Source organism: Streptomyces angustmyceticus (assembly GCF_040701845.1).
GTDB lineage: Bacteria > Actinomycetota > Actinomycetes > Streptomycetales > Streptomycetaceae > Streptomyces > Streptomyces angustmyceticus_A.
The window spans coordinates 14,368-34,342 of sequence record NZ_JBFBHQ010000023.1; the positions used below are offsets into that span (position 1 = coordinate 14,368).

Consider the following 19,975-nt stretch of genomic DNA (forward strand, 5'->3'; position numbering starts at 1 on the left):
TGGGTTTTCCGGGTTGTTCATATTTTCTGGAGGAATGGCGATAGTTGGTCCGGTGGGATCTGCCGCGCTGGTGTGTGCTGCTGGCTCTGCTCGGGATACCTAGTATGTTTGGCCCCATGAGCATCCCAAGCCCACGAGGGGAGCGAGAGAAGCTAATTACTGCTCTCACTCCCCAGTTGCGCAGGCACCTGAAGATCCGTGCTTTTGAGCACGGTATGGACATCCAGGACGCGGCCGAAGTGGCCATCAAGGCCTGGTACAGCGCCACGAACGTGCCGGAGGTGAAGACAGACGGTGCCCGGACATGGGGCACGTTCCTGCCCGTAGGTGAGCCGGACGCGTTCAAGGCCGCCTGCAACGAGCGGGAGGTCACCTACGTCCAGGGCCTGGCCCAGGCGCTGACGATGTGGCTCGAGGCGCACCCCTCCCCCACGGCTCCCCTCACCGCCCAGCCGGTCGTCCGCGTCATAGTGGCCAACCAGAAGGGTGGCGTCGGCAAGACCTTCATCTCCAGCGGCATGGCCCAGGCTCTCGCCGAGGCCGGCCACCGCGTCCTCATCGTCGACTACGACCCGCAGGGCCATCTCACTGCTGAGCTGGGCTTCGAGGACCTCATGTACGAGGACGACGTCGAGACGCTGCTGATGCACATGGACGGCACCGCCAAGGGCGACATCCACGACCTCCTGGTCGCACTCGACCAGGAACGCTTCGGGGAGCGACTCCATCTGCTGCCCGCCTCCGACGACGCCTTCCTGCGCGACGTCGCCCTGTCCAAGGTCTCCTTCAGCGAGGCCGCTCTTGAGAGGGCCTTGGAGCCGCTGGAGAGCGACTACGACGTGATCATCATCGACGGGCCGCCCAGCCTCGGTCTGAACATGGACACCGCGCTGTATTACGTGCGGCGCCGTGACGGCGAACTCTCGGATCGCTCCGGTGTCATCACCCCTGTGTGGGCCAACAAGGCCTCCCACCGGGCATTCCGCCTTCTGCGCTCGCAGATGGAAGACCTGTGCCGCAAGGGACGCATCACCGTCGACTACCTGGGTCTGGTCATCAACGCCTACGACAGTCGGCGCGGCAAGCTGGTCAAGGAGAACCGCGATCAGTGGGAGCGCAGCACCTCCCCCACCGTTCTCGCCGTCATCGGGGACCTCAAGGAGGGCCGAGAGGCCGCGGACGGTGAGATCCCGCTGCTGGAATACGCACCCGACAGTGAACATGCGCAGGCGATGCGCGACTTGGCGAAGGAGCTCGCGGTATGAGGCAGGCCAAGCCGAAGCAGCAGCAGCGCGTAACTCGCGGCTTCACGATGGACGAGGGGGGCCAGGACAGCACTGCCCCAGAGCCTCGGCGGGTCCGGACGCGTCAGCAAATCATGAGCGGTGAGGGCAAGCGTCCTCCGGCCAAGGTCGAACTCAAGCTGCTCGCCAGCAACCCGTTCAACCCCCGCGACGAACTCACCGACATCGAAGAGACGGCGGAGTCGCTGCGCGCCAGGGGACAAATCCAACCGGTGACCGTGGTGCGCCGCGCGGCCTTCCTGGGTGCCTATCCGGGACAGGACGGGGAGCTCGGAGAGGAAGCCGAGTACGTCGTCATCGACGGCAACCGGCGCCTGGAGGCTGCGGGACTGGCTGGTCTCCCCGAGCTACGGATCGACGTCAACGACGATCTCGCTGGGACGGCTGCGGACATTCTGGAGTCCGCCCTGATCGCCAACATCCACCGCGTCGACGTTGCTCCCATGGACCAGGCGAAAGCACTCCAGGAACTCGTGGAGGTCCACGGGTCGCAGGGGGAGGTTGCCAGGAGGCTCGGGAAGACTCCGGCATGGGTGTCGCAGCGGTTGGCGCTCCTCGAGCTCACTCCCGACCTTCAGGAGAAAGTCGAGTCGGGCAAGTTGAAGGTGGAACCTGCCCGCCGGATCGGTCGGCTCCCCAAGGAGAAGCAGAAGGCCGAGGCCGAGAAGGCTATTAACGCCGTTAAGACCCCGCGTCAGCGCCGGCGTAAGCCGACGGACGAAGCTGGCACCGCTTCGACCGTTAACGGCGTTAATACCTCCGGAGGCTCAGCCCAGCCCGATCCGGAGGCGCCGGCAACCGTTAACGGCGTTAATGACGCCGCGGATGGTCCGGAACCAGTGGTTGCCGCTGAAGCAGACGGACTGGCGACGGCCACGTCGAGCCAGCCAAAGCGGCTGCCCTATGACGAACCCTTCTTCGTCGTTAAGCACCTGCACGCGAAGATGACCAGCGACAACTTCGTACAGGGCGGGCGTGTGTGGATGGCAGTTCTCCGCGAGCAACACCCCGAGGCGTACCAGGCGTTGCTACAGGAGCTGACCGAGCAGGATCAGCCAGTCTGAAGCCAGAACTGGCTCTGAACACAAAAAGGCGGCCCCCGCCGCCCGGCTCAAGGCCAAGCGGCGGGGGCCGCGTCGTGTGGACTTGGATGGGGCACGGCCGTCACTCGCTGCCGGCTTCCGGAGGTTGTTTGAAGGAGGCGAGGGACCACATCGTCTCGTCCGGCGGGTCGATGTGCGCGACGCGCTCGGGGGGGCAGCTGCTCCCCGGGGAACGGCGACTGCCAGGAGCGTAGCGGCGTCGCTGACCTCGAAGGTCTGACGCCTTCTATTGTCATCAGATGACCTGGTTACCTCTCCTCGGAACTCTCCTGGGTGCGGTGATCGCACTCGGCTCAGCACTACTCGTCGAGCGACGCCGAGAACGGAGACAAGACGTCATCGACCATCGCAAGGCGAAGCAAGATGTGTACGCGCGCTACCTCTCAGCCCATGCCGAATGCCGCACTCAGCTGCGGATCCTCTCCCTGGACTCCGACCTGTCCGATGAGGAACGTGGTCGCCGTGCATTCACCGCCTACGCCGCTTGCTAGGCCGCGCGATACGAGCTTGCGGTGCTGGCCCCTAAGCCGGTGCTGACACCCGCCAAGGAATTCGACAGGCACGCTCGGGATCTGCGAGACCTCGTCATCGAGGGCACGACCACCCCCAACCAAAACCACCCTCAGGGTGGCGGGCGTATGCAGCCGTACCTCGATGCCATGGCCCGCGTGCACGCGGCGATGTGGGCGGATCTGGGCGCGGATGAATACAGCTGAGGACTTGTCCGGCGCGACGGTGTCCGACGCCGGCGGGGGAGTGGGGCAGGTCGAAGCAGGTGGTTCCCCATCCTGTGCCGAGGGCCGGGATGGCGTCGACGTAGCGGCTATGGCGAGGTGCGTTGGGGAGGGCCTTGGCGGGCTGCGGCCAAAGCGGGCTCGGATCAGGGGTGTTGACCGGTCATGACCACGGCTGACCAGCTCGACCGCGCCGTCACAGACACCGACCCCGCGAATACCGAGGTCTGCATCAGCTGCGGCGAACGACGCCGAGTACAAAACCGCACCGCCGACGGTCCCCTCGCTGCCGCGGCTGTTTCCAACGGCAAGCTCACTGCACCATCTACGGAGGACTCCGCGGCATCCACTCCGGCACCGCCGACGCGCCCATCTGCGGTCCGTGCACGACACCGGACGCCGAGCTCTGGCGCCCATGTCCCACTTGCGGACAAGCCGAGCGGCTTCACGCGCCGGGTCCGTGTCCTCGCTGCACTCTCAAGCAGCGGCTCCACGATCTCCTCGCTGACGACACCGGCTCCATACCCTCGAAGCTGCAGCCCCTCTACGACGCCCTGGCCAGCACCGAACGGGCCCGCACCGCGATGAGCTGGCTCTCCAAAGGCATCGTGTCCACCGTCCTGTCCGATCTTGGCTCCGGCCGCCGCCCTCTCACCCACCAGGCCCTGGATGAGCTCGCGGAAGGCAAGGTCGTGGAGCACATCCGCAGCGTTCTCGTCGCCGCCGGAGTCCTGCCCAAACGGGACGAGCAGATGATCCGTCTCGAACGGCACGTGAAGGACCTCGTCACCTCCCATACGACGGTCGAGGGACGGAAAATCCTGCGTCGGTACGCAACCTGGCACCTTCTACGTCGGCTTCGCCGACGCAGCCGCGGCAAGGAGATCACGCACTACCAGCTCGCGACCGCGCGGCAGCACCTGCGGGCGGCCGTCTATCTCCTGGACTGGCTCGAGGAACAGAATCTGACCCTGACCACCTGCCGACAGGCCGATCTTGATCCCTGGATGACCAGCGACGACGTCCTCCTTCGCACAGAGGCAGGCCACTTCGTTCGCTGGACCCTGGCCCAGAAGATCACCCGCGACCTCAGCTTTCCGGCCGTCAGATGGAACGGCCCACCCAGCCGATGGACGACGAGGCCCGCTGGGACACCGCGAGACGCCTGCTGCACGACGACACCCTCAAGCCCGAAGACCACCTCGCCGGCCTGCTGTTGCTCCTCTATGCCCAATGGCCCGCCACGATCTCCCGGCTCACTGTCAACCACGTCGAGGAGACGGACACAGCCGTCCGTATCCACCTCGGCACCGTCCCGGTCGAACTCCCGATACCCGTCGCTGAACTCGCCCTCCACCAAGTCGCGGTCCGCCGCAGCCATGCTGCTCTCGCCCGGACAGATTCCCCCTGGCTCTTCCCCGGAGGCCAGCCTGGCCGCCCGATCAGTGCCTGGGCCATGGGCGAACGCCTCCGCAAACTCGGCATCCGCCTCGCGGAAGCCCGATCAACTGCCCTGTTCCAGCTCGCCACCGAGCTGCCCGCTGCGGTCCTCGCCCGCACCCTCGGCATCGACATCACCGTCGCCGTCAAATGGCAGCGAGCCGCCGCCGGAGACTGGGCCGCATACGCAGCCGAGATCAGCCGCCGGAAGAAGGATTCATGAAGGTATCGCTTACGGTCGCACAGTTCCCTATCACCTGGGACATCAAGCGGAATCTGGAGTTGATCTCCGAGGTCCTGGCCGAAGCCCGGCCCGACGACATCGTCGTCCTGCCCGAGGGCGCACTGTCCGGCTACGGGCCTGACCTCTCCGCCCTGGGCAACCTAGACACTCTGGTCCTGGCACACGCCACAGACCGTGTTGCCGACCTGGCACAGCAGAAAGCCGTCCATCTGTTCTGCGGCACGTTGCACTTTGACCAGGGGGTCTGGAGCAATGCCGCCGTCTACTTTTCCCCCAACGGCACGAGGTGGATCTACCGGAAGATCAACCTGGCGATGAACGAACGCGGCCGACTGGAAGCCGGGACCGACCTCTCCACGCTTTCCATCCCGATGGCCGACGGGCCGCTCAGCCTCGGCGTCCAGATCTGCCGGGAGATCCGCTTCCCCGAGCAATGGCAGCACCTTGCCAGCAGCGGAGCACAGGCGTTCATCTATCTCACGCACGCCGCAAATACAGCCGAGCCAGCTGGGGTTTGGAGAAGCCACCTCATCAGCCGCGCAGCGGAGAACCAGCGGTTCGTCCTTGCGGCGAATGTCGCGGACCCTCATCAGCACTGCCCCAGCATGATCATCTCGCCGCGAGGAGAGGTCCTGGCCGAGGTGACCTCCGGCGACACCGCCGTCATCAGAACCACCATCGATCTCGACCAGTCCGGCAATTGGTACCTCAGCCAGCGGCGGCAAGACCTGCTGAGGCTGTCCTACGAAGGACAGGGCAGATCAAACTAAACGGTGCAAAGGGCGGCTGCCCTCAGGCAGGCATTCGGGAGGTTCCAATACCCGAGCCCACCATTACGGGTCTCCGAGAAGCGCACGCGTCAGGCCGTCGACCGGCTGGTCACCCTCCAGTTCGACCGACACGGCGGCCGGCTGTGGGACGAGGCCAAAACCCTCCTGGACCACGAGCACACCCGGATGCGAATCGGGCAGGTCGCCGTACCGTTCGGGATCTGCGCCGAGCCCAGCAACGTCAAAGCCGGCGGACACGCCTGCCCGTTCCGGTTCCGATGCCTGGGCTGTGATCACTTCCGCACCGACTCCTCCTACCTTCCGGGCCTGCGGACCTACCTGGACACCCTGCTTCGAGACCGGGAACGGCTGGCCGCGGCCACCGAGCTCGACGCTTGGGCTCGGGCGGAAGCAACACCGTCCGAGGAGGAGATCAGTCGCCTGCGGCGTCTGATCCGCAGGGTGGAGAGCAACCTCGACGCCCTCACCGACGAAGAACGGGAGGAGATCCGTCAGGCCACCTCGGCCCTGCGCCGGTCCCGCGCCGTACAGCTCGGCATGCCCACCCTCCGGCCAGCCGCCGGTGGCCTTCCACTCGAACGGGAAGCATGAAGCCAACCTCTCCGGCCGACCGGCTCGCTCAGGCCCGAACCGATGACTCCACCCGCCGCCGCAGGCGCGTGCTAGCCGCGCTCGACGACCTGACCCGCGCCGGCCAGCCGATCAGCGTCTCCGCCGTCGCCCGCCTGGCCGGCGTCCACCGCAGCCTGATCTACCGCCACGGCGACCTCCACGCAGCCGTGGCAGCCAAGGCCGCCCAGCCACCCAACAACACCAACGGACCGCAGGTCAGCCGGAACTCCCTGCTGAGCGATCTGGCCAACCTCACCGAACGCAACACCCGCCTTGCGGGCCATGTGGCCCGCCTCGAACAACGCCTGTCCGAAGCTCTTGGGCCAAGACGCCTGGCGCACCACTGGCCTCGGTGCTCCCACCGACACCGACACCCTCCAGCGGAAGATCGACCACCTTGAACAACAAGTCGCCGAGCTCCGCGACCAGCTCTCCGAACGCGAAGAAGACCTCCAGGCATCCCGAGCCACGAACCGCGAGTTGATGACCCAGCTCAACAGCACCCCTCACCGCCCCCGCTGACCTGCGAACCCAGATACCAACCGCTGGTCGGTGGATCGCAGCCTTCACTTTGGGGTGCGAGCAAGTCGGTTCCGCCCGGCGGTCAGGCGGGAACGCCAGCCCGGTCCAGGACGGCGGCCATCTCGTCCTCGGGGAGCGCCGGGTTGGCACCCGCGCTGGATGCCAGTTCGGGGACGAAGAGGGCCTCGCGGAGCCGGTGGAACGGGAGGCGCGGGTCGCGGGTCGCCGCCTGACGCGTCCAGACGACGGGGTCGTGGCTGAGCCGTTCGATCAGCTCCGGCGTGGCGGCCGGATCCCGTACGGCCAGCCGGCGGTAGTTCCCGTCGGGGTGGTTCGCGTAGCGGGTGGCTAGGCCCTCGCGGGGGAACCGAGGATGCGTCTCCGCCATCCAGGCGGAGAACGTCCCACCCAGCCGCGCAAACACCCGCATCAGGACCTCCTCCGGAGTGTCGGGGTGGTGAATGCCCAGGAGGTTCTCCACCACCGGGTCCTCGACGCGCGCAAGCAGGCGCAGCAGGTCAGGCGGCAGATGGGGGCTTCGGGCGGCGGCGCGCTGGAGCAGCGGGTGAGCGGAGGTCGCGGCGCGGCGCATTACCTCGGGGTCGGCGAGCCCGTCTCGTACCCACCACACGCCGTCGCCCCTGTCGAGGTCCCCGGCCGTGAAATCGATGGCCATGCGCCGCGTCTCGTCCAGCTCGGGCCGAAGGGAGACGGCGAGCCGTACGGCCTCGTCGGAGTCCACGGCGAGCCGCTCTACGAGGTCGGCGGGCAGCGACGGGTTCTCGGCGAGGGAGGTCAGGTGCGTCCGCTCGGCGACGCACCGCTCGGCGTCGGCACGGTCAAGGAGCCCGCGGCGCAGCGCCTCGGCGGCGGACTTCGGGTCGCGGAGGAGTTCGGCGGTCACGCGGGCGTCCCGCCGGCACTCCTGCAGCTCGGCCGCCCGCCGCACCTCGGGGTCGGGGTCGGCCAGCAGTGCCGACCGCTCGCCCGCCGACAGGGCCTCCCATGCACGCACCGCCTCCCGGCGCGCTGCCGCACGGGGATGAGTGGCCATCGATGCCACGAACGATGGCGCCAGATGGGGCGACTCCAGGGCCGCGCGTACGGAATGATCGGGGTCGTCGAGCAGGCGGGCGCACACGGCATCCGGGAGCGGCGCGACCTTTGCGCGCGGATCGTACACCTCGGGTCCATATGCGAGAGCTGCCCGCACCTTGGGAGAAGGATCGTCCGCGAGCCGAGCCCGCTGTGCAGGTTCCGCCCTGGCACTCATGGCGAAATCGATCCGGGCCCCCAGGTTCGGGTGGGCCAGGATCAGCGCGACGGCCGACTCGGGAAGTCCGGCCCGGTGAAGAACGTCACGGGGCGGACGGTCACCGTCTGCCCCGAAGGCGAGCAGGCGCAGCAGCAGCGGCTTCGGCAGCGCCGGATTTCGGGCCACTCCGTCCAGCGCGGATGCGTGGAACGCCACCATGATTCCTCTACCCCCTGTGTCATCCCCGATCGGTCCGCGCCCATGATCTCGTATGCCGTGCACGACATCTGTCGACCACCGTTGTACCGGTCCTTGAGACTTTGACCAGCACAGATGCCTACCGAGGGGAGGGCTCCTAGGTCACCAGCCCAACAGAAAGGCAGTGGTGCAGGCAAGCCTTGCGGCCATCGGCGGTGCCGTGGGTGGTCTTCTCCTTGGTGGCCGGGTCCTCGTAGATCACCAGGGCGTCGTCGGAGGCGCCCTTCACGCGGGCGCAAAAGTCGTTCCGGACCCAGATTGTCGCTGCTTTCTTGGCGTGTCTCACATTCCTCAACTCCCGTTGATCGGACGTGGGGTTAGCAGTTGATGAGGGTCGTGTCGCGGACGTACCGTCCCGCTGCGTGTTGGTGCACTTCTTCTCTGCCGAGGGCTGGCAGTCCTGGGGGCTCGATGGCGAGCCGTTGATCCCTGAGCGGATGCCGGTGCTGTTCGACGACAACTTCCTGTTCGAGGACGCGGGCGGTCCGCGGGCGACTCGGGCGGTGAACGCCTGGCTTCGTACGCTGCCGTCGAGCGGGGCGCCGTCGCCGAACTCGTGGCGGGCGTACGCGTTGGCGGCCCGGGACTGGCTGATGCATCTGCGGCGGCATCGTGTCGCGGTGTTCGGTACGCGACAGGAGCTGGTGGCCGCGCTCGGGTCCTGGCTGCCAAGGACGATGAGCTCCAGCGGCTCCGTCGCGAGCTGAGCACGTTCGACAACACTCTGGTGTCAGTCTCGGAAGTGGACCAGGGTGACGACGCTGCTGGTGTCGTCACCCTGCCGCGCCGCTGATGTCACACCACGGTGACCGGCAAGGTCGAGCCCTACAGACGACGTGATGGCCTCATGGGGTCTGCGGCGCCCTCGTATCTTTGCGCCATGACGAGCGAGAGAGAGCCACAGCTCTATGTGAACCGCTGGGGTGACACGTCGGATCCGGTCCCGGAGCGACGCGGAATTCGCCAGGATGCTTGCGCGTGTTTCGACCAGTCCAGGCCGCATCCCCGAGCCCGGGTCGGATTTCACACCGAGCGCCAGGACACGTCCGCCCCGGGCTGGCTGCGTCTGCTGGAGCTGATTGACGAAGCCGCGGCCGACGGGCGCGAGGAATTCCGCCCTCTCGTGGAACTCAGCCCCGAGGAACGGCGGCAGATCGTCACCCTGCCTCCGAGCATCGCGCGGCTGACCATGGTCAAGCACCTTGTGCTCTACGGCAGCAACCTGGTCCGGATACCGCCCGAGATCGGGGCCATGACGAGCCTTGAGGAGTTGACGCCCTACACCTCTTACCGGTTGCACTGGTTTCCTTACGAACTCACCCGGTGCCAGAAGCTGTCCCGCAGCACGGTGAGTACACGCGCACTGTTTGGCAACTACAAGTTGCGACCGCCTTTTCCCCGCCTGCAGCCTGACCTGGACTCCGTCACGGAGCTTGCCCTGGAAGACCTCGATCCCAGACGCTGGGGCACCACAGCCGTCCACAGATGCAGCGTTTGCGACCGTCCGATCGAACAGGCTGGGCTCCGGCAGATGTGGATTTCACTGCGCGTGGCCACTGACGTATTGCCCATGCTGGTGAACGCCTGCTCATCGGCTTGCGTCGCCGCACTGCCCAGCGGTGCGCATGACTACATCCACATGCCCCACAAGGGGGGCCGAGTCGACCAGCCGCCGTCCGATTGGGACTGACCGACCGGGCGCCGGACGTCATGCAACGATCACCCCGAGAGATGCAATCCGGAGCGAAGCGTTGACGCTGGACTACCGAGACACCAATGACCGAACGCGAGCACCACGCACCAGCCCCTGGCCGAGACACGAGGGAGGGTGGACACGGCCTACGCCGCGTTAACCCAAAAGTCGCCGACCGCGCTGGCGGCGCGGGTCAGTCCGAGCAGGGCGGCGAAGACGGCGGGACGATGCATGCTGGAGTTCTCCTGATCTGGAATTCGGGTGAGGGAGCGGGGTGGCCGGCCCTTTGCCGATGCGCGGCCACCCAGCGGTCCGCCCCCGGCCGGTGTGGCCGGGGGAGGGTCGTTCAGAACGGGGGTTCGTCCGGCCAGGCCGGGACGGGCAGGAGCCGGACGCGCAGTTCGCGCCGGTCCGACCAGCAGCCGCACGCCTCCATCTCCGGGTTCGCGCCGCCGACCCACCAGCCGCCCTCGCCCCGGCAGCCGGGGCAGGAGCGGCGGGGCAGGGGCGTCAGCTCGATGCGGTGCCGGTCGGCATACAGCTGCCAGTGGCCGGTCTGGAGCGCAGCGGCGGCCGTCGCTGCGGCGAGCGGGACGGCGGCGGCGAGCAGCAGGGCGACGCGCAGACGGCAGGCGGTCACCGCAGCGGGATGGCGCGGCAATTGGCGGCGAGCGGGGCGGTGCTCATGGGTGGTGGTCCTCTCGGATCAGGCGGCAAGCAGGTGCTTGGCCGGGGGAGCGATGTAGGAGGCGGGGTCGGCGGGCGCGCCGTCGAAGCACTCCAGGCAGGACCCCAAGGTCTTCAGCGGGAGGCAGTGGAAGTAGCGCCGGCCACATGGGCCGGGGCATGTCTGGCGTGCGGCCATGGCCTTGTCGAGCGTGGCTTCCTTGGCGAGGGTCATCGGGCGCTTCGGCTTCGCCAGGTCAATCCGGTACAGCCATGCGAAGCGCTTGCCGCCTCGGCATTCGATCCGGGCGACGGGCTCCTGGCCGCCGGGGCGCAGTCCCATCTGGCGCAGCTGGCGGCGGGTGGCAAGGTTGTCGCGCCCGGCCTGCTTCCACCGGAAGACCGGTAAGGAGCCGTCGCCGGGGTCGTACGGGTCGACGTCGACCAGGTCCTGGTCCTGTTCGGCCATCACCTGCTCCAGGTACCGGGCAACCGGCGCTGAGGCAGCGGGTAGCGGGGGCCGGGAAGCTGCGGGCGGGGCCGGCCGATCCGGCGGCGCGGGCGGGGGATGAGCACGAGCGGTTAATCCTGATGTCGGTGGACAGCAAGCGCCGCGCCCCGCCGACGTCGTGCTGGTGTCGGCGGGGCGCGGTGCGAGGTGGCCGGTCGGCCTGTCCAGCCCTCGCCCACCCGCGAGCGGAGTGGGCGAGGACCAGGCGGAGCGACCGGAGACTCAGTCCCGGAACGGGCAGTCGCTGTGCGGGTGCTGTTCGGCGGCCGGTGCCGGCGGCTGGACGGGCACGTGGATCTCGGGCTTGACCGTGACCTTCGCGGGGCGGCCGACGACGCGGCGGCGCAGGGTCAGGCCGCGCATCGCGAACGCGGACAGGAACGTCCAGGCGAGGACGGCGAGCCCGGCCGCGACGGGACGGCCGGCCTGCGGGGTGGCCGCCCAGACCATGAACACGGTGGCCGCGCCCCACCCCGACCACATCGCGCGCACGCCGTTGTTCCGGGAGAGGTAGCCGAGGACCAGGCCGGCGATGCCGGTGAGCAGCCACAGCGTGTAGACGGTGGAGGCCGCGACCGGGAGGCCGGAGGAGTGCTGGGCGATGTACGTGCGCACTGGCTGGTCGACGACGGCGGCGACGCCGCTGGAGGTGTCGACGCCGACCTGCATCTTGGGCATGGCGGTGAGCAGTTGGTGCAGCGCGTCCAGGACGACTTCGCTGGCGGCCTTGGCCATCAGCACGACGAGAGACACTCCGGCGACCATCAGCACGGCGCGGATCCAGGGGGCCATATACCGCGGACCGTCCTCGGGAACGCGGAGGACGTCCTGCCACATCTCGTAGAGGACGCCGTCGATGTCCCAGGCCCGGTTCCACCCGTCGCGCACGGCCTCGCGCAGCGCGGCGAGGCGCGGCGGCTTGGGCGGCGTCTTCGGGAACGGGACGTGGACAGGGAGGTAGGCGAGCTCCTGGCGGTTGTGGCCGGGGGTGTTGTCGTTGGTCGGCACGGGGCAACTCCAAGGTGTCGATGTGGTGTTCACGGAGCGTGCGAGTGGGCCAAGCTGTGTGCGACGGGCCTGGCGAGAGGGGAGGCGGCTGCGATGGGGTGGTTCACCCGTGATGAGCCGGAGGAAGTCGTCTTCGAAGAGGTGGTGGACACGGACGGGACGATCTGGCCCGCGTTCACCGACGACGACGGTGTGCTGTGGATCGACGTGGACTACGACGTCGAGGTGACGGTCAACGGGGCGATCGTCGGCGGGCAGATCCGGGGTGCCGAGGTCGACGACCACGGTCGGATCTGGATCGACTACGACTGACCGCGAGGCCGGGCGGCCTGTCCCGCAGCCGAAGCCCGGCCCGCGGGCGGGGTGTCGGATACGAGGCAGGGCGCCCGGAGTTCAGCGGACGTCGTTGCGGGTGCGGGAGAACATCCCGCGCTGGTTGTTGGTGTTGTTGATCTGCGTGTTCTGGGTGACCGGGCCCTCGTAGACCGTCTTGGACACCGACCTGCTGACCTTGCTGAAAGCGCCGCCGATCGCGGTGGCGACCATCGCGACGCCCGCGAACGGCAAGGTCACCATCAGCACCCCGTAGAGCGTGACGGAGGCCAGGCCCTGGAGGACCAGCCAGGCCCCGCAGCCGATGCCGGTGATGCCGGCGCCGACGCCGATGGAGGCGACCGCGGTTCCGGCCGCCCACGCGGGGACGACCCGCTTGTGGTCCTGATGGACGGGCGGGGTGTCCCCGTACGCGGGCAGCGGGGTGTTGTCGCGGAACGACGTCGGCATGTGCCGTACGGGCGCCTCGGGCTGGAAGGTCCGAGCGATGATCCGCTCGGCTTCGGCCTTGGCTTCGGCGTCGGTGAGCGGGCGGGTGATGTGGTCGAAGTCCACGGTGATCTCCGTTTCGGGGCAGACGCGGGGCGCCCTCCCCGCCGGGGTGGCGGGAAGGGCGCAGGGGCGGGGAGCGGGCGGCGCTACTGCTGGGCGGCGGCCTCGAGCGCGCCGAGCGTCGGGTACTGCCACAGCGGTCGGCGGTCCTCGAAGCGGACCACCAGGCCGTTGCGGCGGCCGGTGCGCAGGAGCTCGGTGACGAGCTCGCGGGCCTCGGGGCTGGCCGCGAGGACGTCGGCGGCGTCGTCGACCACCAGGACCAGGGGGCGGTTCATCGTCGTGTTCTCCTTCACGTTCGGGCGGGACGAATTGGGGCGGGTCAGAAGCTGCTGATCCATTCGGTGAGGGAGGACACGGCGCTGGTGATCGTGGGGGCGATGCCGGTGCTGGCGAGGAAGAAGCCGAAGAGGCAGACGGCGATGCCCGGCATGATCCGCTGGTAGCCGGTGCGCACGAGGACGAAGACGATGATGCCGAGCAGGACGACCAGGGAGATCGACAGGGCCATGGGTATCGGTTCCTTCGGTGAGTGGGTGGTGGGTGCGGGTCAGCTGTCGGTGAGCTGCCAGTGGCCGCGCTTGAGCGACTTGGCCAGGCCCTTCGACTTGAGCTGGGTGCAGGCGTTGCTGACGCTGGAGGGCTGGAAGCTGGGCAGGGCCTCGCGCAGCTGCTTGAGGCTCTTGGGCCCGTCGGCGAGCAGGTCGAGGATCTGGTCCTGGAGGCCGGGCTCCTCCCCGATGTCGGGGCCGCCGTCGCCGAACGGGATGCCGAACGGCGCCTCGAACGGGGCGGGCGCCTCATCGCCGTCTCCACCGTCGGCATCCGGGGCCGCCGCCGGGGTGCTGCCGGGAGCGTCGGAGAACGCCTGGGCGAGCGTGTCGCAGTCGGCGTACGGGTTGGTGTGCCGCACGCCGTAGATCGCGGCCCCGGCCTGCGCGGCCTTGGCCTCGCCCTCGGTGAGCCCGTTGGCGGGTTCGTCGCCGTACAGGGCGATCAGGTCGGGGTAGACGCCGTCGACCTTCTCCGCGAAGAACGTGCGCATGAACTTGGCGCGCCCGTCGAGGAACATGTACGCCATGCCCGCGGTGGACTCGCCGTCCTCGTCGTCCTTGCCGGAGAACAGCGCCTCGATCTGCCCGTTCTCGTAGATCCGGGCGGGGATGTTCTCCATCTGGAAACCGGCCGGGGCGATGCCGTCCAGGCCCATCTCCTTGGTGGAGGAGGAGGCGGTGCGCATGAGGAACAGCGCGCCGACCTTGCCCTGCTGGCGGATCGCGTCGTCGTCACCGAGGTCCTTGAGGTGCAGGGACTGCACGGCGAGCCGGATGCCGATGCCGACCTTGCGGCCGGTCTTCTGGATGTCGGCGATGAGGTAGGCGGTGGCCTTGCGCATCGCTTCGTCCGGGTGGGACAGCAGCCGGTTGATCTCGTCCAGCGTGATGTTGATGAGCGGCCACGGCCGGTTCAGGGCGAAGTCGCCGCGTCCCATCTCGTTGGAGATCCGCTCGCGGTACTTCATGACCGCGTGCGCGGCCGTGAGCATCAGGAGCGTCTCCACCGGGCCCTTGGCGAACCAGTCGACCCGGCCTTCCGCCTCGGGCAGCGACATGCCGCCCTGGACGTCGCCGACCCAGGAGACGACGCCGGAGCGCTTCTCCGCCGCGAGGATCAGGTTCTGCAGGACCGACTTGCCCGCGCCGGTGACGCCAGCGGTGATGCCGCGCAGGGCGCCCTGGCTCGGGTCCCACAGCCGCATCCGGGCAGGCTTGCCGTCGTGGCAGACGCCGATGGTGACGCGGCCCTTGGCGTCCATCGTCAGGTCTTCGACGGTGGCCTTGCGGACCTTCATCAGCGGGTTCGTCTTGTAGATGGAGACGACGCCCTGGCGGATGCCGTCCGTCTCGATGACGAGCCGGGAGGGGTCGTCGATGCCGAAGGCGGAGCAGATCGCCGTGTGCGGCAGGTGGATCTCCTTGCCCGGAGGAGAGGCGACCAGCAGCACGATGCGGTGCGGCTCCGCCCGGTAGTCGAGCAGCTCGACACCGGGGGCGGCCTTGCCCGGGGCGGCGACCGCGGTCTCCCACAGGCCCCGGATGCCTTCGGCGACAGCCTCCACGTCCTCGGAGGTGGGGCGGGCGACCAGCCGCATCCGGCCGGGCCCGGAGCCCTGGATCGGGCGCATCTTCACCGTGCCGACCGGGAAGTCGAACGCGGCGGCCAGCTGCACCTCGGTGAAGGTGGGCACCGCCTTCCCGGCCTGGGCGACGACGACGGCCTCGAAGTCGGGCCGGTCGGCGCGATACGGGGTGATGGACACCAGGCGGGTGCCATCCCCAGTGGCCTGCTGCCACTTCGCGGCGAGGAACTCGGTGTACGTCAGCTCCCGGGCGGGGTCGGCCAGCGCCTGCTGCTCGCTAAGCTCCAGGACCAGGCCGGCGCTGCGGGTGAGCGGCGCCATCCAGCCCATCAGAGACGCCCACGCGGCGGGGGCGACGACCTCCCACCAGTTGAAGCCGGGGGTGATCAGGTTCGCCACGTAGGTGCCGGCGGCCGTCAGGAACGGGATCGCCCGCTGCGCCCGGGTCAGCATGCCCAGGCCCTGGTCCGGGTCCTTCGTCTTCACGTACAGCCAGGCCAGGGTGCCCAGTCCAATTCCACCGGAGGCGAGGTAGGACCAGGCGCTGTCGTCCAGCTGCGGGCCGACGGCCATCCCGGCCGCGGCGAGGGCGTAGGAGGTGCGTTCGGCCAGGACGCGCCGGTAGATGACGTGGCCGGGGACGCTCTTGGTGGTGTCGGCGGTCGGCGCCGCCTGGTCGATGGTGCTCAACACAACCTCCGTTCGAGGGCAGGGCAGCAGGGGCCGCGCCCGTTGTGGGCGCGGCCCCTGCTGCGCGGGGTGGGTCAGCGGCGGCGGCCGGTGCGCCGGTAGAAGCCGGGCTTGGCCTGCTTGACGCCGGAGCCGTTGGAGGCTTCGTAGCCGGGGCGGTACTCCCGGTCGTGCGCGCCGTTGAAGCCGCGGGCGTCGGTGCCAACGGAGTCGGCGGCGTTGACCATCTCGCCGGACGCCTCCGCGACCCCGGTGAGAGAGGTGGAGACGTCCTCGATCATCGAGGTGAACTGGGGCTCGACTTCGGCCTGGCCGCACATCTCCGACAGGCGCATGGCCGCGTTGGCGTTGGCCTGCATATGGGAGCGGAGCAGGTGCATGCCCTCCTTGAGGAAGAGGGCGGAAGCGGCGAGCTTGGCGGTCCGGCCCGCGAGGGCGAGGAAACCGTTGCCGGTGCTGGCGCTGCCGGCGCTGCTGGCCACGCCGTTGTTCATGCCCGGGATGGCGGGGAGGTTGTCGCTCACGTGCTGATCTCCTCTCAGTTCTCGTTGTGGACGCGGGCGGCGGGCACGAGCAGGCCGGCGTCCTCGGTGGCCTGCTGGAGGGGCCGGTAGGCGTCGAACATCTCGTTCTCCGCCGTCTCGGAGAGCTCCGCGGCCGTCAGCGACTTCGTGGCCATCTCGTCAGCCTTGCGGGCCAGCAGCTCCATGGACTCCGCCAGCTTCGCCATCGCGGCGCCGGTCAGGCGGCCGATGACGTTGTGCGTGGAGCGCAGGTCGGCGGCGAGTTCGTCCAGCTCGTGGCGGATCTCCCGCGCCTTCGTGGAGAGCTTGCGGCAGGTCTCGTGCGCCTTGAACGACTGCTCGGTGAGCTCCTCCAGGAGGTCAAGGCTGTCGTCGAGGGTGACCTCGGTCTCGTGCTGCGCGTCCATGTCCGCGACGCTGCCGCTGCCCCACTTCGTCAGCCAGGCGTCACTCACGCTGTTCTCCTTCGTGCTCGTGCTCGAGGTGCCGGCGGGAAGACCCGCGCCGGGCGTCGCCGGGCCGGTCTTGGGGGAGTCGGCCCGTTCGACCGTGATCGGATCAGCCGGAGCGGACACCGCCGTCGCCATGCCCATCGCCTCGAACGGCGACAGGCGCGGAGTGCCGGTGCCGGGCACCGTGCCGCCGCCCGGCGAGGCCGGGGCGGCAACGGCCCCGGCGACCGCGGCGGCCGGGGCCGGTGCAGCTGCCGGAGGACCGGGCGGGCCTGGCGGTGGGGGCGGTGTGGTCGTGCCGGCCGTCGGTGCCGGGCGGGGCCCGGGGACCGTGGTGGTACGCATCCGGGCGCGCTTGCGAGCCCGCGCCTTGGCCGTGGACCAGGGCGTACGGCGGGTCGGCGCCTTCGCGGCCGGACCGGCGGGCGTGGTGCTGGCGGGCTTGGTGGTCTTGGTCTTCGGGCCGGTCTTCTTCTTCGGCTTCTTGACCTTGACCTTCGTGATGACCGGCGGGCCCATCTTCTTGCGGCGGCGCTTGAGCCGCTTGCTCGCGGTCTCGTGCACGGCCTCGCCGAACGTGGTCCGGCCGCGCGCGGCGGACTTCCTCGCCGCCTCCATCTTCTTGCCGTACTCGCGGTCGAAGCGGCGGCACTTGCGGCAACGGCAGCCGTACGTGTCGGACGCCGCCATGGTGCCGTGTGCGATCCCCGGCGTGAGCTTCACCTTCTTGCCCTTGCGGGACTTCCCGCCCGGCGCCGTGGGCCCCGGGGACGGGATCGTCCCGCCCTTGCCGGAGCGGGTCTTGCCCTTCTTCCCGCCGCCGCGCTTGCTGCCGGGCGCCGTGGTGCCCGCGCCGCTGCTGCCCTTGCCCTTCGGCTTGGTCTTGGGGCCGGTGCCGGAGGTGGTGGTGCCAGGCTTCTTGCGCAGGATCCCGGACGGGCCGGTCGTGCCACGCGGCGACTTCTTCGTGCCGCTCTTGGGGCCGGTCGCCGTTCCCTTGCCGGTGCCGGTCCCCTTCGAGCTGGTCGCGCCGGTCGTGGTCTTCCCGCCCGAACCTGTGCCCTTGCCGGGGCTCTTGGTGCCGGGGCCCGTCGTCTTGCCGGTCCCCGTTCCAGCGCCCGGTCCACGCTTCTTGCCCGGACTACCGGACGAACCGCCGGCCCCGGTCCCGGTGCTGCCGGGTCCGCGCTTGCGGTTCGTGGCGGAGCCGCCGCCGGAGGAGCCGGACCCGCCGCCGTTGCTGGGGCCGCGGTTCTTCCTGCCGCCTCCGCCGCCGCTGTTGCTCGGGCCCTTGCTGCCTCCGGAGCCTCCTGAGCCGCTCGATCCGCCGGACGATCCGGGGCCGCGGTTCTTCTTGAGGCTGTGGCCGCCGCCCTGCGAGTTTCGCTTGAGCGGGGTGATCCCGGAGCCGTTCTTGGGCGAGGTAGTGCGGCCTCCGCCGCCGCCCGAGCCGGAGCCCGGACCGTGCCCGCGCCCGCCACCGCCGCCGCCGGAGCCGCTGGGCGACCTGGTCGTCGACCCGCCGCGCCCCCGGCCTCCCGAACCGCTGGGCGACCCGCTGCCACCACGTCCGGACCTGCCCAGACCGGAGCCTCCCGAGCGGCCTCCCGAGCCGCCAGGGCCGCTCTGGAGAGTCTTGCGGCCGTACTCGTGACTGGGCTGCACCTGCTTCTTCGAACCGCCTCCGGAGGAGCCGTCCTTGGCGGTGCTCGCGGTCTTCGCGACCGCCTCGCGCTGCTCCCGGTTGGCCCGGCCCGCCGCGACGGCGGAGTGAATACCGCGCATGGCGGCCAGGGACACCGCGAGGATCGCCGCCAGGGACAGCGATCCCAGGCGCGGCGCGCCGGGCTGCGCGCCCTCCGAACGGAAGGTCGCCGGGACCATCGCGCCCGTCGAAGCGGGGGCCGTGGCGGCCCCCGAGTCGGCGGAGAACGGGGCACCGTGACCGGGCTCGGGAATGGCCGCGATGACGCCCATCGGGTCGGTTCGCGTCGCGGGTGCAAACGCTTCGGGGGTGGCCGGGGAGGCGTCTGCGGGGGCGGCGAACGGCACGTCGGCGGGCGCCGGAGCGGTGGTCTCCGCGGGGGGTTCGGTGGGGGCGGTGTAGCCCACGCGGGGGAAGTGGATCAAGTTGTTGGGGCCGTCGTCGTCGGCCATGACGTCTCCCTCTCGGAGTTGACAGACGGTCACCGCCTGGGGCACCCTCGCGCGCGCACGACACGCGCGCGCCTTGGAGTGCTCCGGGCGGCGAGGAGGAGGCGGTGATGAAGAAGAACTTCGTCACCCTCCGTTGTTCTTGTAGAAGTCGTGCAGCGCCTTGGTGAGCGCGGGCCACAGGTTCGGCTTGCCGTCCCGTTCGGCCTGGCGGGCCAGGGTCCGGCACGCGTCGTACCAGACCCCGGCCCGCTCCTGGTCGCTCTGGGCCTCCGCGACCCGTCCGTTCCAGAACTTCGAGCGGTTTTGCACCTGCCGAGGGGTAGTCACCCCTGCTCTCCCTTCGCGAAGTAGTCGTTGATCGAGCGGGTCGGAGCCTGCTCACCACCGGCCGCCACCGGCCACTGGTTCCAGGGGTTGTCCGGGGTCACGAACTCCGCCGGCCTCGCCTGCGGGACCGCGCCCGGGGCCTGCTCCTGGGGGGTGTTGAGCGCGGTCACCGTCTTGTCCAGGGACTTGGCGACGGCCGCGCCGACGGCGGCCTGGCGGCCGTTCTTGCGCTCGAGCTTCTTGGCCTCCGCGACCGCCCTGCGCTGCGGGAGCTCCAGGACCTCGTTGACGTAGGTCGCGTACAGGGCCTCGGCCTTGCTCGCGGCCTCGCCGGACGCCTTCTGCATGGCCTTGAGCTGCCGCGACACCTTCCAGGCGCGGAGCTTCTTGGCCATCCAGCGGTCGCCCTCGATGGGCGTCTGCTCCAGGCGCCGGCGCACGATGTCGGCGATCTGCCCGTACTGCTGGGCGTCGCGAACGTGCTGGTCGCGGACGGTGGCGGTGAAGGCCCGCAGGCCCTCATCCGTGAACAGTGCGTTGATATCCATGAGGTGGGGTTCTCCTTCTCGGGGCGGGGGCGATCTGGGAGGCTTTGTCGTGGCGTTTCGGCGCCTTCACCGCGCTCCCGAGGCGCTGACTTCGTCTCGGGGGCCGGTGGA

Annotated in this window: 25 protein-coding genes; 11 read left to right on the forward strand and 14 right to left on the reverse strand. The window is 69.5% G+C overall.

Annotated features, from left to right (window positions below):
- Positions 1-215 precede the first annotated feature (215 nt).
- The 7 genes from AB0411_RS30200 (at position 216) to AB0411_RS30230 (ending at position 6,207) form a co-directional block, all read left to right on the forward strand.
- A complete protein-coding gene (locus AB0411_RS30200) occupies positions 216-1,265 on the forward strand; it encodes a ParA family protein (RefSeq protein WP_437043866.1) in 1,050 nt (349 codons plus the stop codon).
- Positions 1,262-2,368 carry a ParB/RepB/Spo0J family partition protein gene (locus AB0411_RS30205; RefSeq protein ID WP_366420459.1) on the forward strand — a complete coding sequence of 369 codons (1,107 nt, stop codon included), beginning with the start codon at positions 1,262-1,264 and terminating at the stop codon, positions 2,366-2,368. The genes AB0411_RS30200 and AB0411_RS30205 overlap by 4 nt, the downstream gene beginning before the upstream one ends.
- Positions 2,369-2,646: 278 nt before the next feature.
- Positions 2,647-2,898 carry a hypothetical protein gene (locus AB0411_RS30210; protein WP_366420460.1) on the forward strand — a complete coding sequence of 84 codons (252 nt, stop codon included), beginning with the start codon at positions 2,647-2,649 and terminating at the stop codon, positions 2,896-2,898.
- Between the two features lie 21 nt (positions 2,899-2,919).
- Positions 2,920-3,123 (forward strand): hypothetical protein, encoded by a 204-nt coding sequence (locus AB0411_RS30215; protein ID WP_366420461.1) that lies wholly within the window; start codon positions 2,920-2,922, stop codon positions 3,121-3,123.
- A 1,126-nt stretch (positions 3,124-4,249) separates the two neighbouring features.
- Positions 4,250-4,804 (forward strand): hypothetical protein, encoded by a 555-nt coding sequence (locus AB0411_RS30220; RefSeq protein WP_366420462.1) that lies wholly within the window; start codon positions 4,250-4,252, stop codon positions 4,802-4,804.
- Positions 4,801-5,595 carry a carbon-nitrogen hydrolase family protein gene (locus AB0411_RS30225; protein WP_366420463.1) on the forward strand — a complete coding sequence of 265 codons (795 nt, stop codon included), beginning with the start codon at positions 4,801-4,803 and terminating at the stop codon, positions 5,593-5,595. The genes AB0411_RS30220 and AB0411_RS30225 overlap by 4 nt, the downstream gene beginning before the upstream one ends.
- 3 nt (positions 5,596-5,598) lie before the next feature.
- The gene (locus AB0411_RS30230; RefSeq protein ID WP_366420464.1) at positions 5,599-6,207 is read left to right on the forward strand and encodes a hypothetical protein; all 609 of its coding nucleotides are present in this window, start codon (positions 5,599-5,601) and stop codon (positions 6,205-6,207) included.
- A 71-nt stretch (positions 6,208-6,278) separates the two neighbouring features.
- Here AB0411_RS30230 and AB0411_RS30235 read toward each other — a convergent pair whose 3' ends face one another.
- Positions 6,279-6,512 (reverse strand): hypothetical protein, encoded by a 234-nt coding sequence (locus AB0411_RS30235; protein WP_366420465.1) that lies wholly within the window; start codon positions 6,510-6,512, stop codon positions 6,279-6,281.
- A gap of 34 nt (positions 6,513-6,546) precedes the next feature.
- On the opposite strand from AB0411_RS30235, the gene AB0411_RS30240 reads away from it, so the two are divergent.
- Positions 6,547-6,750 carry a hypothetical protein gene (locus AB0411_RS30240; RefSeq protein ID WP_366420466.1) on the forward strand — a complete coding sequence of 68 codons (204 nt, stop codon included), beginning with the start codon at positions 6,547-6,549 and terminating at the stop codon, positions 6,748-6,750.
- An 82-nt stretch (positions 6,751-6,832) separates the two neighbouring features.
- On the opposite strand, the gene AB0411_RS30245 is transcribed toward AB0411_RS30240, so the two are convergent.
- Both AB0411_RS30245 and AB0411_RS30250 read right to left on the reverse strand, forming a co-directional pair.
- The gene (locus AB0411_RS30245) at positions 6,833-8,224 is read right to left on the reverse strand and encodes a Mucin-2 (RefSeq protein ID WP_366420467.1); all 1,392 of its coding nucleotides are present in this window, start codon (positions 8,222-8,224) and stop codon (positions 6,833-6,835) included.
- Between the two features lie 136 nt (positions 8,225-8,360).
- Positions 8,361-8,549, reverse strand: coding sequence for a hypothetical protein (locus tag AB0411_RS30250; RefSeq protein WP_366420468.1), 189 nt, complete (start codon positions 8,547-8,549; stop codon positions 8,361-8,363).
- A gap of 76 nt (positions 8,550-8,625) precedes the next feature.
- On the opposite strand from AB0411_RS30250, the gene AB0411_RS30255 reads away from it, so the two are divergent.
- Positions 8,626-8,970 carry a hypothetical protein gene (locus tag AB0411_RS30255; RefSeq protein ID WP_366420469.1) on the forward strand — a complete coding sequence of 115 codons (345 nt, stop codon included), beginning with the start codon at positions 8,626-8,628 and terminating at the stop codon, positions 8,968-8,970.
- Between the two features lie 173 nt (positions 8,971-9,143).
- Positions 9,144-9,953 (forward strand): leucine-rich repeat domain-containing protein, encoded by an 810-nt coding sequence (locus AB0411_RS30260; RefSeq protein ID WP_366420470.1) that lies wholly within the window; start codon positions 9,144-9,146, stop codon positions 9,951-9,953.
- Between the two features lie 349 nt (positions 9,954-10,302).
- Here the strand turns inward: AB0411_RS30260 and AB0411_RS30265 are convergent, their stop codons facing one another.
- From AB0411_RS30265 to AB0411_RS30275, 3 genes are all read right to left on the reverse strand, one after another.
- A complete protein-coding gene (locus AB0411_RS30265; protein ID WP_366420471.1) occupies positions 10,303-10,596 on the reverse strand; it encodes a hypothetical protein in 294 nt (97 codons plus the stop codon).
- A gap of 66 nt (positions 10,597-10,662) precedes the next feature.
- Positions 10,663-11,091, reverse strand: coding sequence for an RRQRL motif-containing zinc-binding protein (locus tag AB0411_RS30270; RefSeq protein WP_366420472.1), 429 nt, complete (start codon positions 11,089-11,091; stop codon positions 10,663-10,665).
- Between the two features lie 264 nt (positions 11,092-11,355).
- Positions 11,356-12,141, reverse strand: a complete 786-nt coding sequence (locus tag AB0411_RS30275; protein WP_366420473.1) for a hypothetical protein — start codon at positions 12,139-12,141, stop codon at positions 11,356-11,358.
- A gap of 93 nt (positions 12,142-12,234) precedes the next feature.
- On the opposite strand from AB0411_RS30275, the gene AB0411_RS30280 reads away from it, so the two are divergent.
- Entirely contained in the window at positions 12,235-12,453 is a 219-nt protein-coding gene (locus tag AB0411_RS30280; RefSeq protein ID WP_366420474.1) for a hypothetical protein, read from the forward strand.
- Positions 12,454-12,534: 81 nt separating this feature from the next.
- On the opposite strand, the gene AB0411_RS30285 is transcribed toward AB0411_RS30280, so the two are convergent.
- The 8 genes from AB0411_RS30285 to AB0411_RS30320 form a co-directional block, all read right to left on the reverse strand.
- Positions 12,535-13,029 (reverse strand): hypothetical protein, encoded by a 495-nt coding sequence (locus AB0411_RS30285; protein WP_366420475.1) that lies wholly within the window; start codon positions 13,027-13,029, stop codon positions 12,535-12,537.
- 83 nt (positions 13,030-13,112) lie between these two features.
- The gene (locus AB0411_RS30290) at positions 13,113-13,304 is read right to left on the reverse strand and encodes a hypothetical protein (RefSeq protein WP_366420476.1); all 192 of its coding nucleotides are present in this window, start codon (positions 13,302-13,304) and stop codon (positions 13,113-13,115) included.
- 44 nt (positions 13,305-13,348) lie between these two features.
- A complete protein-coding gene (locus AB0411_RS30295) occupies positions 13,349-13,537 on the reverse strand; it encodes a hypothetical protein (RefSeq protein WP_366420477.1) in 189 nt (62 codons plus the stop codon).
- 39 nt (positions 13,538-13,576) lie between these two features.
- Complete coding sequence (locus AB0411_RS30300; RefSeq protein WP_366420478.1) at positions 13,577-15,856, reverse strand: hypothetical protein; 2,280 nt, start codon at positions 15,854-15,856, stop codon at positions 13,577-13,579.
- A gap of 74 nt (positions 15,857-15,930) precedes the next feature.
- Positions 15,931-16,380, reverse strand: a complete 450-nt coding sequence (locus AB0411_RS30305) for a conjugal transfer protein TraB (protein WP_366420479.1) — start codon at positions 16,378-16,380, stop codon at positions 15,931-15,933.
- 14 nt (positions 16,381-16,394) lie between these two features.
- Positions 16,395-18,989, reverse strand: a complete 2,595-nt coding sequence (locus AB0411_RS30310; protein WP_366420480.1) for a hypothetical protein — start codon at positions 18,987-18,989, stop codon at positions 16,395-16,397.
- A 123-nt stretch (positions 18,990-19,112) separates the two neighbouring features.
- Positions 19,113-19,316: a hypothetical protein gene (locus AB0411_RS30315; protein ID WP_328743579.1), complete on the reverse strand. Its 204-nt coding sequence runs from the start codon at positions 19,314-19,316 to the stop codon at positions 19,113-19,115.
- The gene (locus AB0411_RS30320) at positions 19,313-19,864 is read right to left on the reverse strand and encodes a hypothetical protein (protein ID WP_366420481.1); all 552 of its coding nucleotides are present in this window, start codon (positions 19,862-19,864) and stop codon (positions 19,313-19,315) included. Before AB0411_RS30320 ends, AB0411_RS30315 begins: the two co-directional genes overlap by 4 nt.
- Positions 19,865-19,975: the final 111 nt, after the last annotated feature.

What these genes read in the sequence shown, in the direction of transcription:
- AB0411_RS30235 (WP_366420465.1), bottom strand. Translation starts at nt 6,512, where the DNA reads ATGGCCCGCAAGGCGGGTGTTGCGTTCGGTGAGGTTGGCCAGATCGCT.
- AB0411_RS30260 (WP_366420470.1), top strand. Translation starts at nt 9,144, where the DNA reads ATGACGAGCGAGAGAGAGCCACAGCTCTATGTGAACCGCTGGGGTGAC.
- AB0411_RS30295 (WP_366420477.1), bottom strand. Translation starts at nt 13,537, where the DNA reads ATGGCCCTGTCGATCTCCCTGGTCGTCCTGCTCGGCATCATCGTCTTC.
- AB0411_RS30280 (WP_366420474.1), top strand. Translation starts at nt 12,235, where the DNA reads ATGGGGTGGTTCACCCGTGATGAGCCGGAGGAAGTCGTCTTCGAAGAG.
- AB0411_RS30320 (WP_366420481.1), bottom strand. Translation starts at nt 19,864, where the DNA reads ATGGATATCAACGCACTGTTCACGGATGAGGGCCTGCGGGCCTTCACC.
- AB0411_RS30270 (WP_366420472.1), bottom strand. Translation starts at nt 11,091, where the DNA reads ATGGCCGAACAGGACCAGGACCTGGTCGACGTCGACCCGTACGACCCC.
- AB0411_RS30245 (WP_366420467.1), bottom strand. Translation starts at nt 8,224, where the DNA reads ATGGTGGCGTTCCACGCATCCGCGCTGGACGGAGTGGCCCGAAATCCG.
- AB0411_RS30210 (WP_366420460.1), top strand. Translation starts at nt 2,647, where the DNA reads ATGACCTGGTTACCTCTCCTCGGAACTCTCCTGGGTGCGGTGATCGCA.
- AB0411_RS30200 (WP_437043866.1), top strand. Translation starts at nt 216, where the DNA reads ATGGACATCCAGGACGCGGCCGAAGTGGCCATCAAGGCCTGGTACAGC.
- AB0411_RS30205 (WP_366420459.1), top strand. Translation starts at nt 1,262, where the DNA reads ATGAGGCAGGCCAAGCCGAAGCAGCAGCAGCGCGTAACTCGCGGCTTC.
- AB0411_RS30310 (WP_366420480.1), bottom strand. Translation starts at nt 18,989, where the DNA reads ATGGCCGACGACGACGGCCCCAACAACTTGATCCACTTCCCCCGCGTG.
- AB0411_RS30225 (WP_366420463.1), top strand. Translation starts at nt 4,801, where the DNA reads ATGAAGGTATCGCTTACGGTCGCACAGTTCCCTATCACCTGGGACATC.
- AB0411_RS30290 (WP_366420476.1), bottom strand. Translation starts at nt 13,304, where the DNA reads ATGAACCGCCCCCTGGTCCTGGTGGTCGACGACGCCGCCGACGTCCTC.
- AB0411_RS30220 (WP_366420462.1), top strand. Translation starts at nt 4,250, where the DNA reads ATGGAACGGCCCACCCAGCCGATGGACGACGAGGCCCGCTGGGACACC.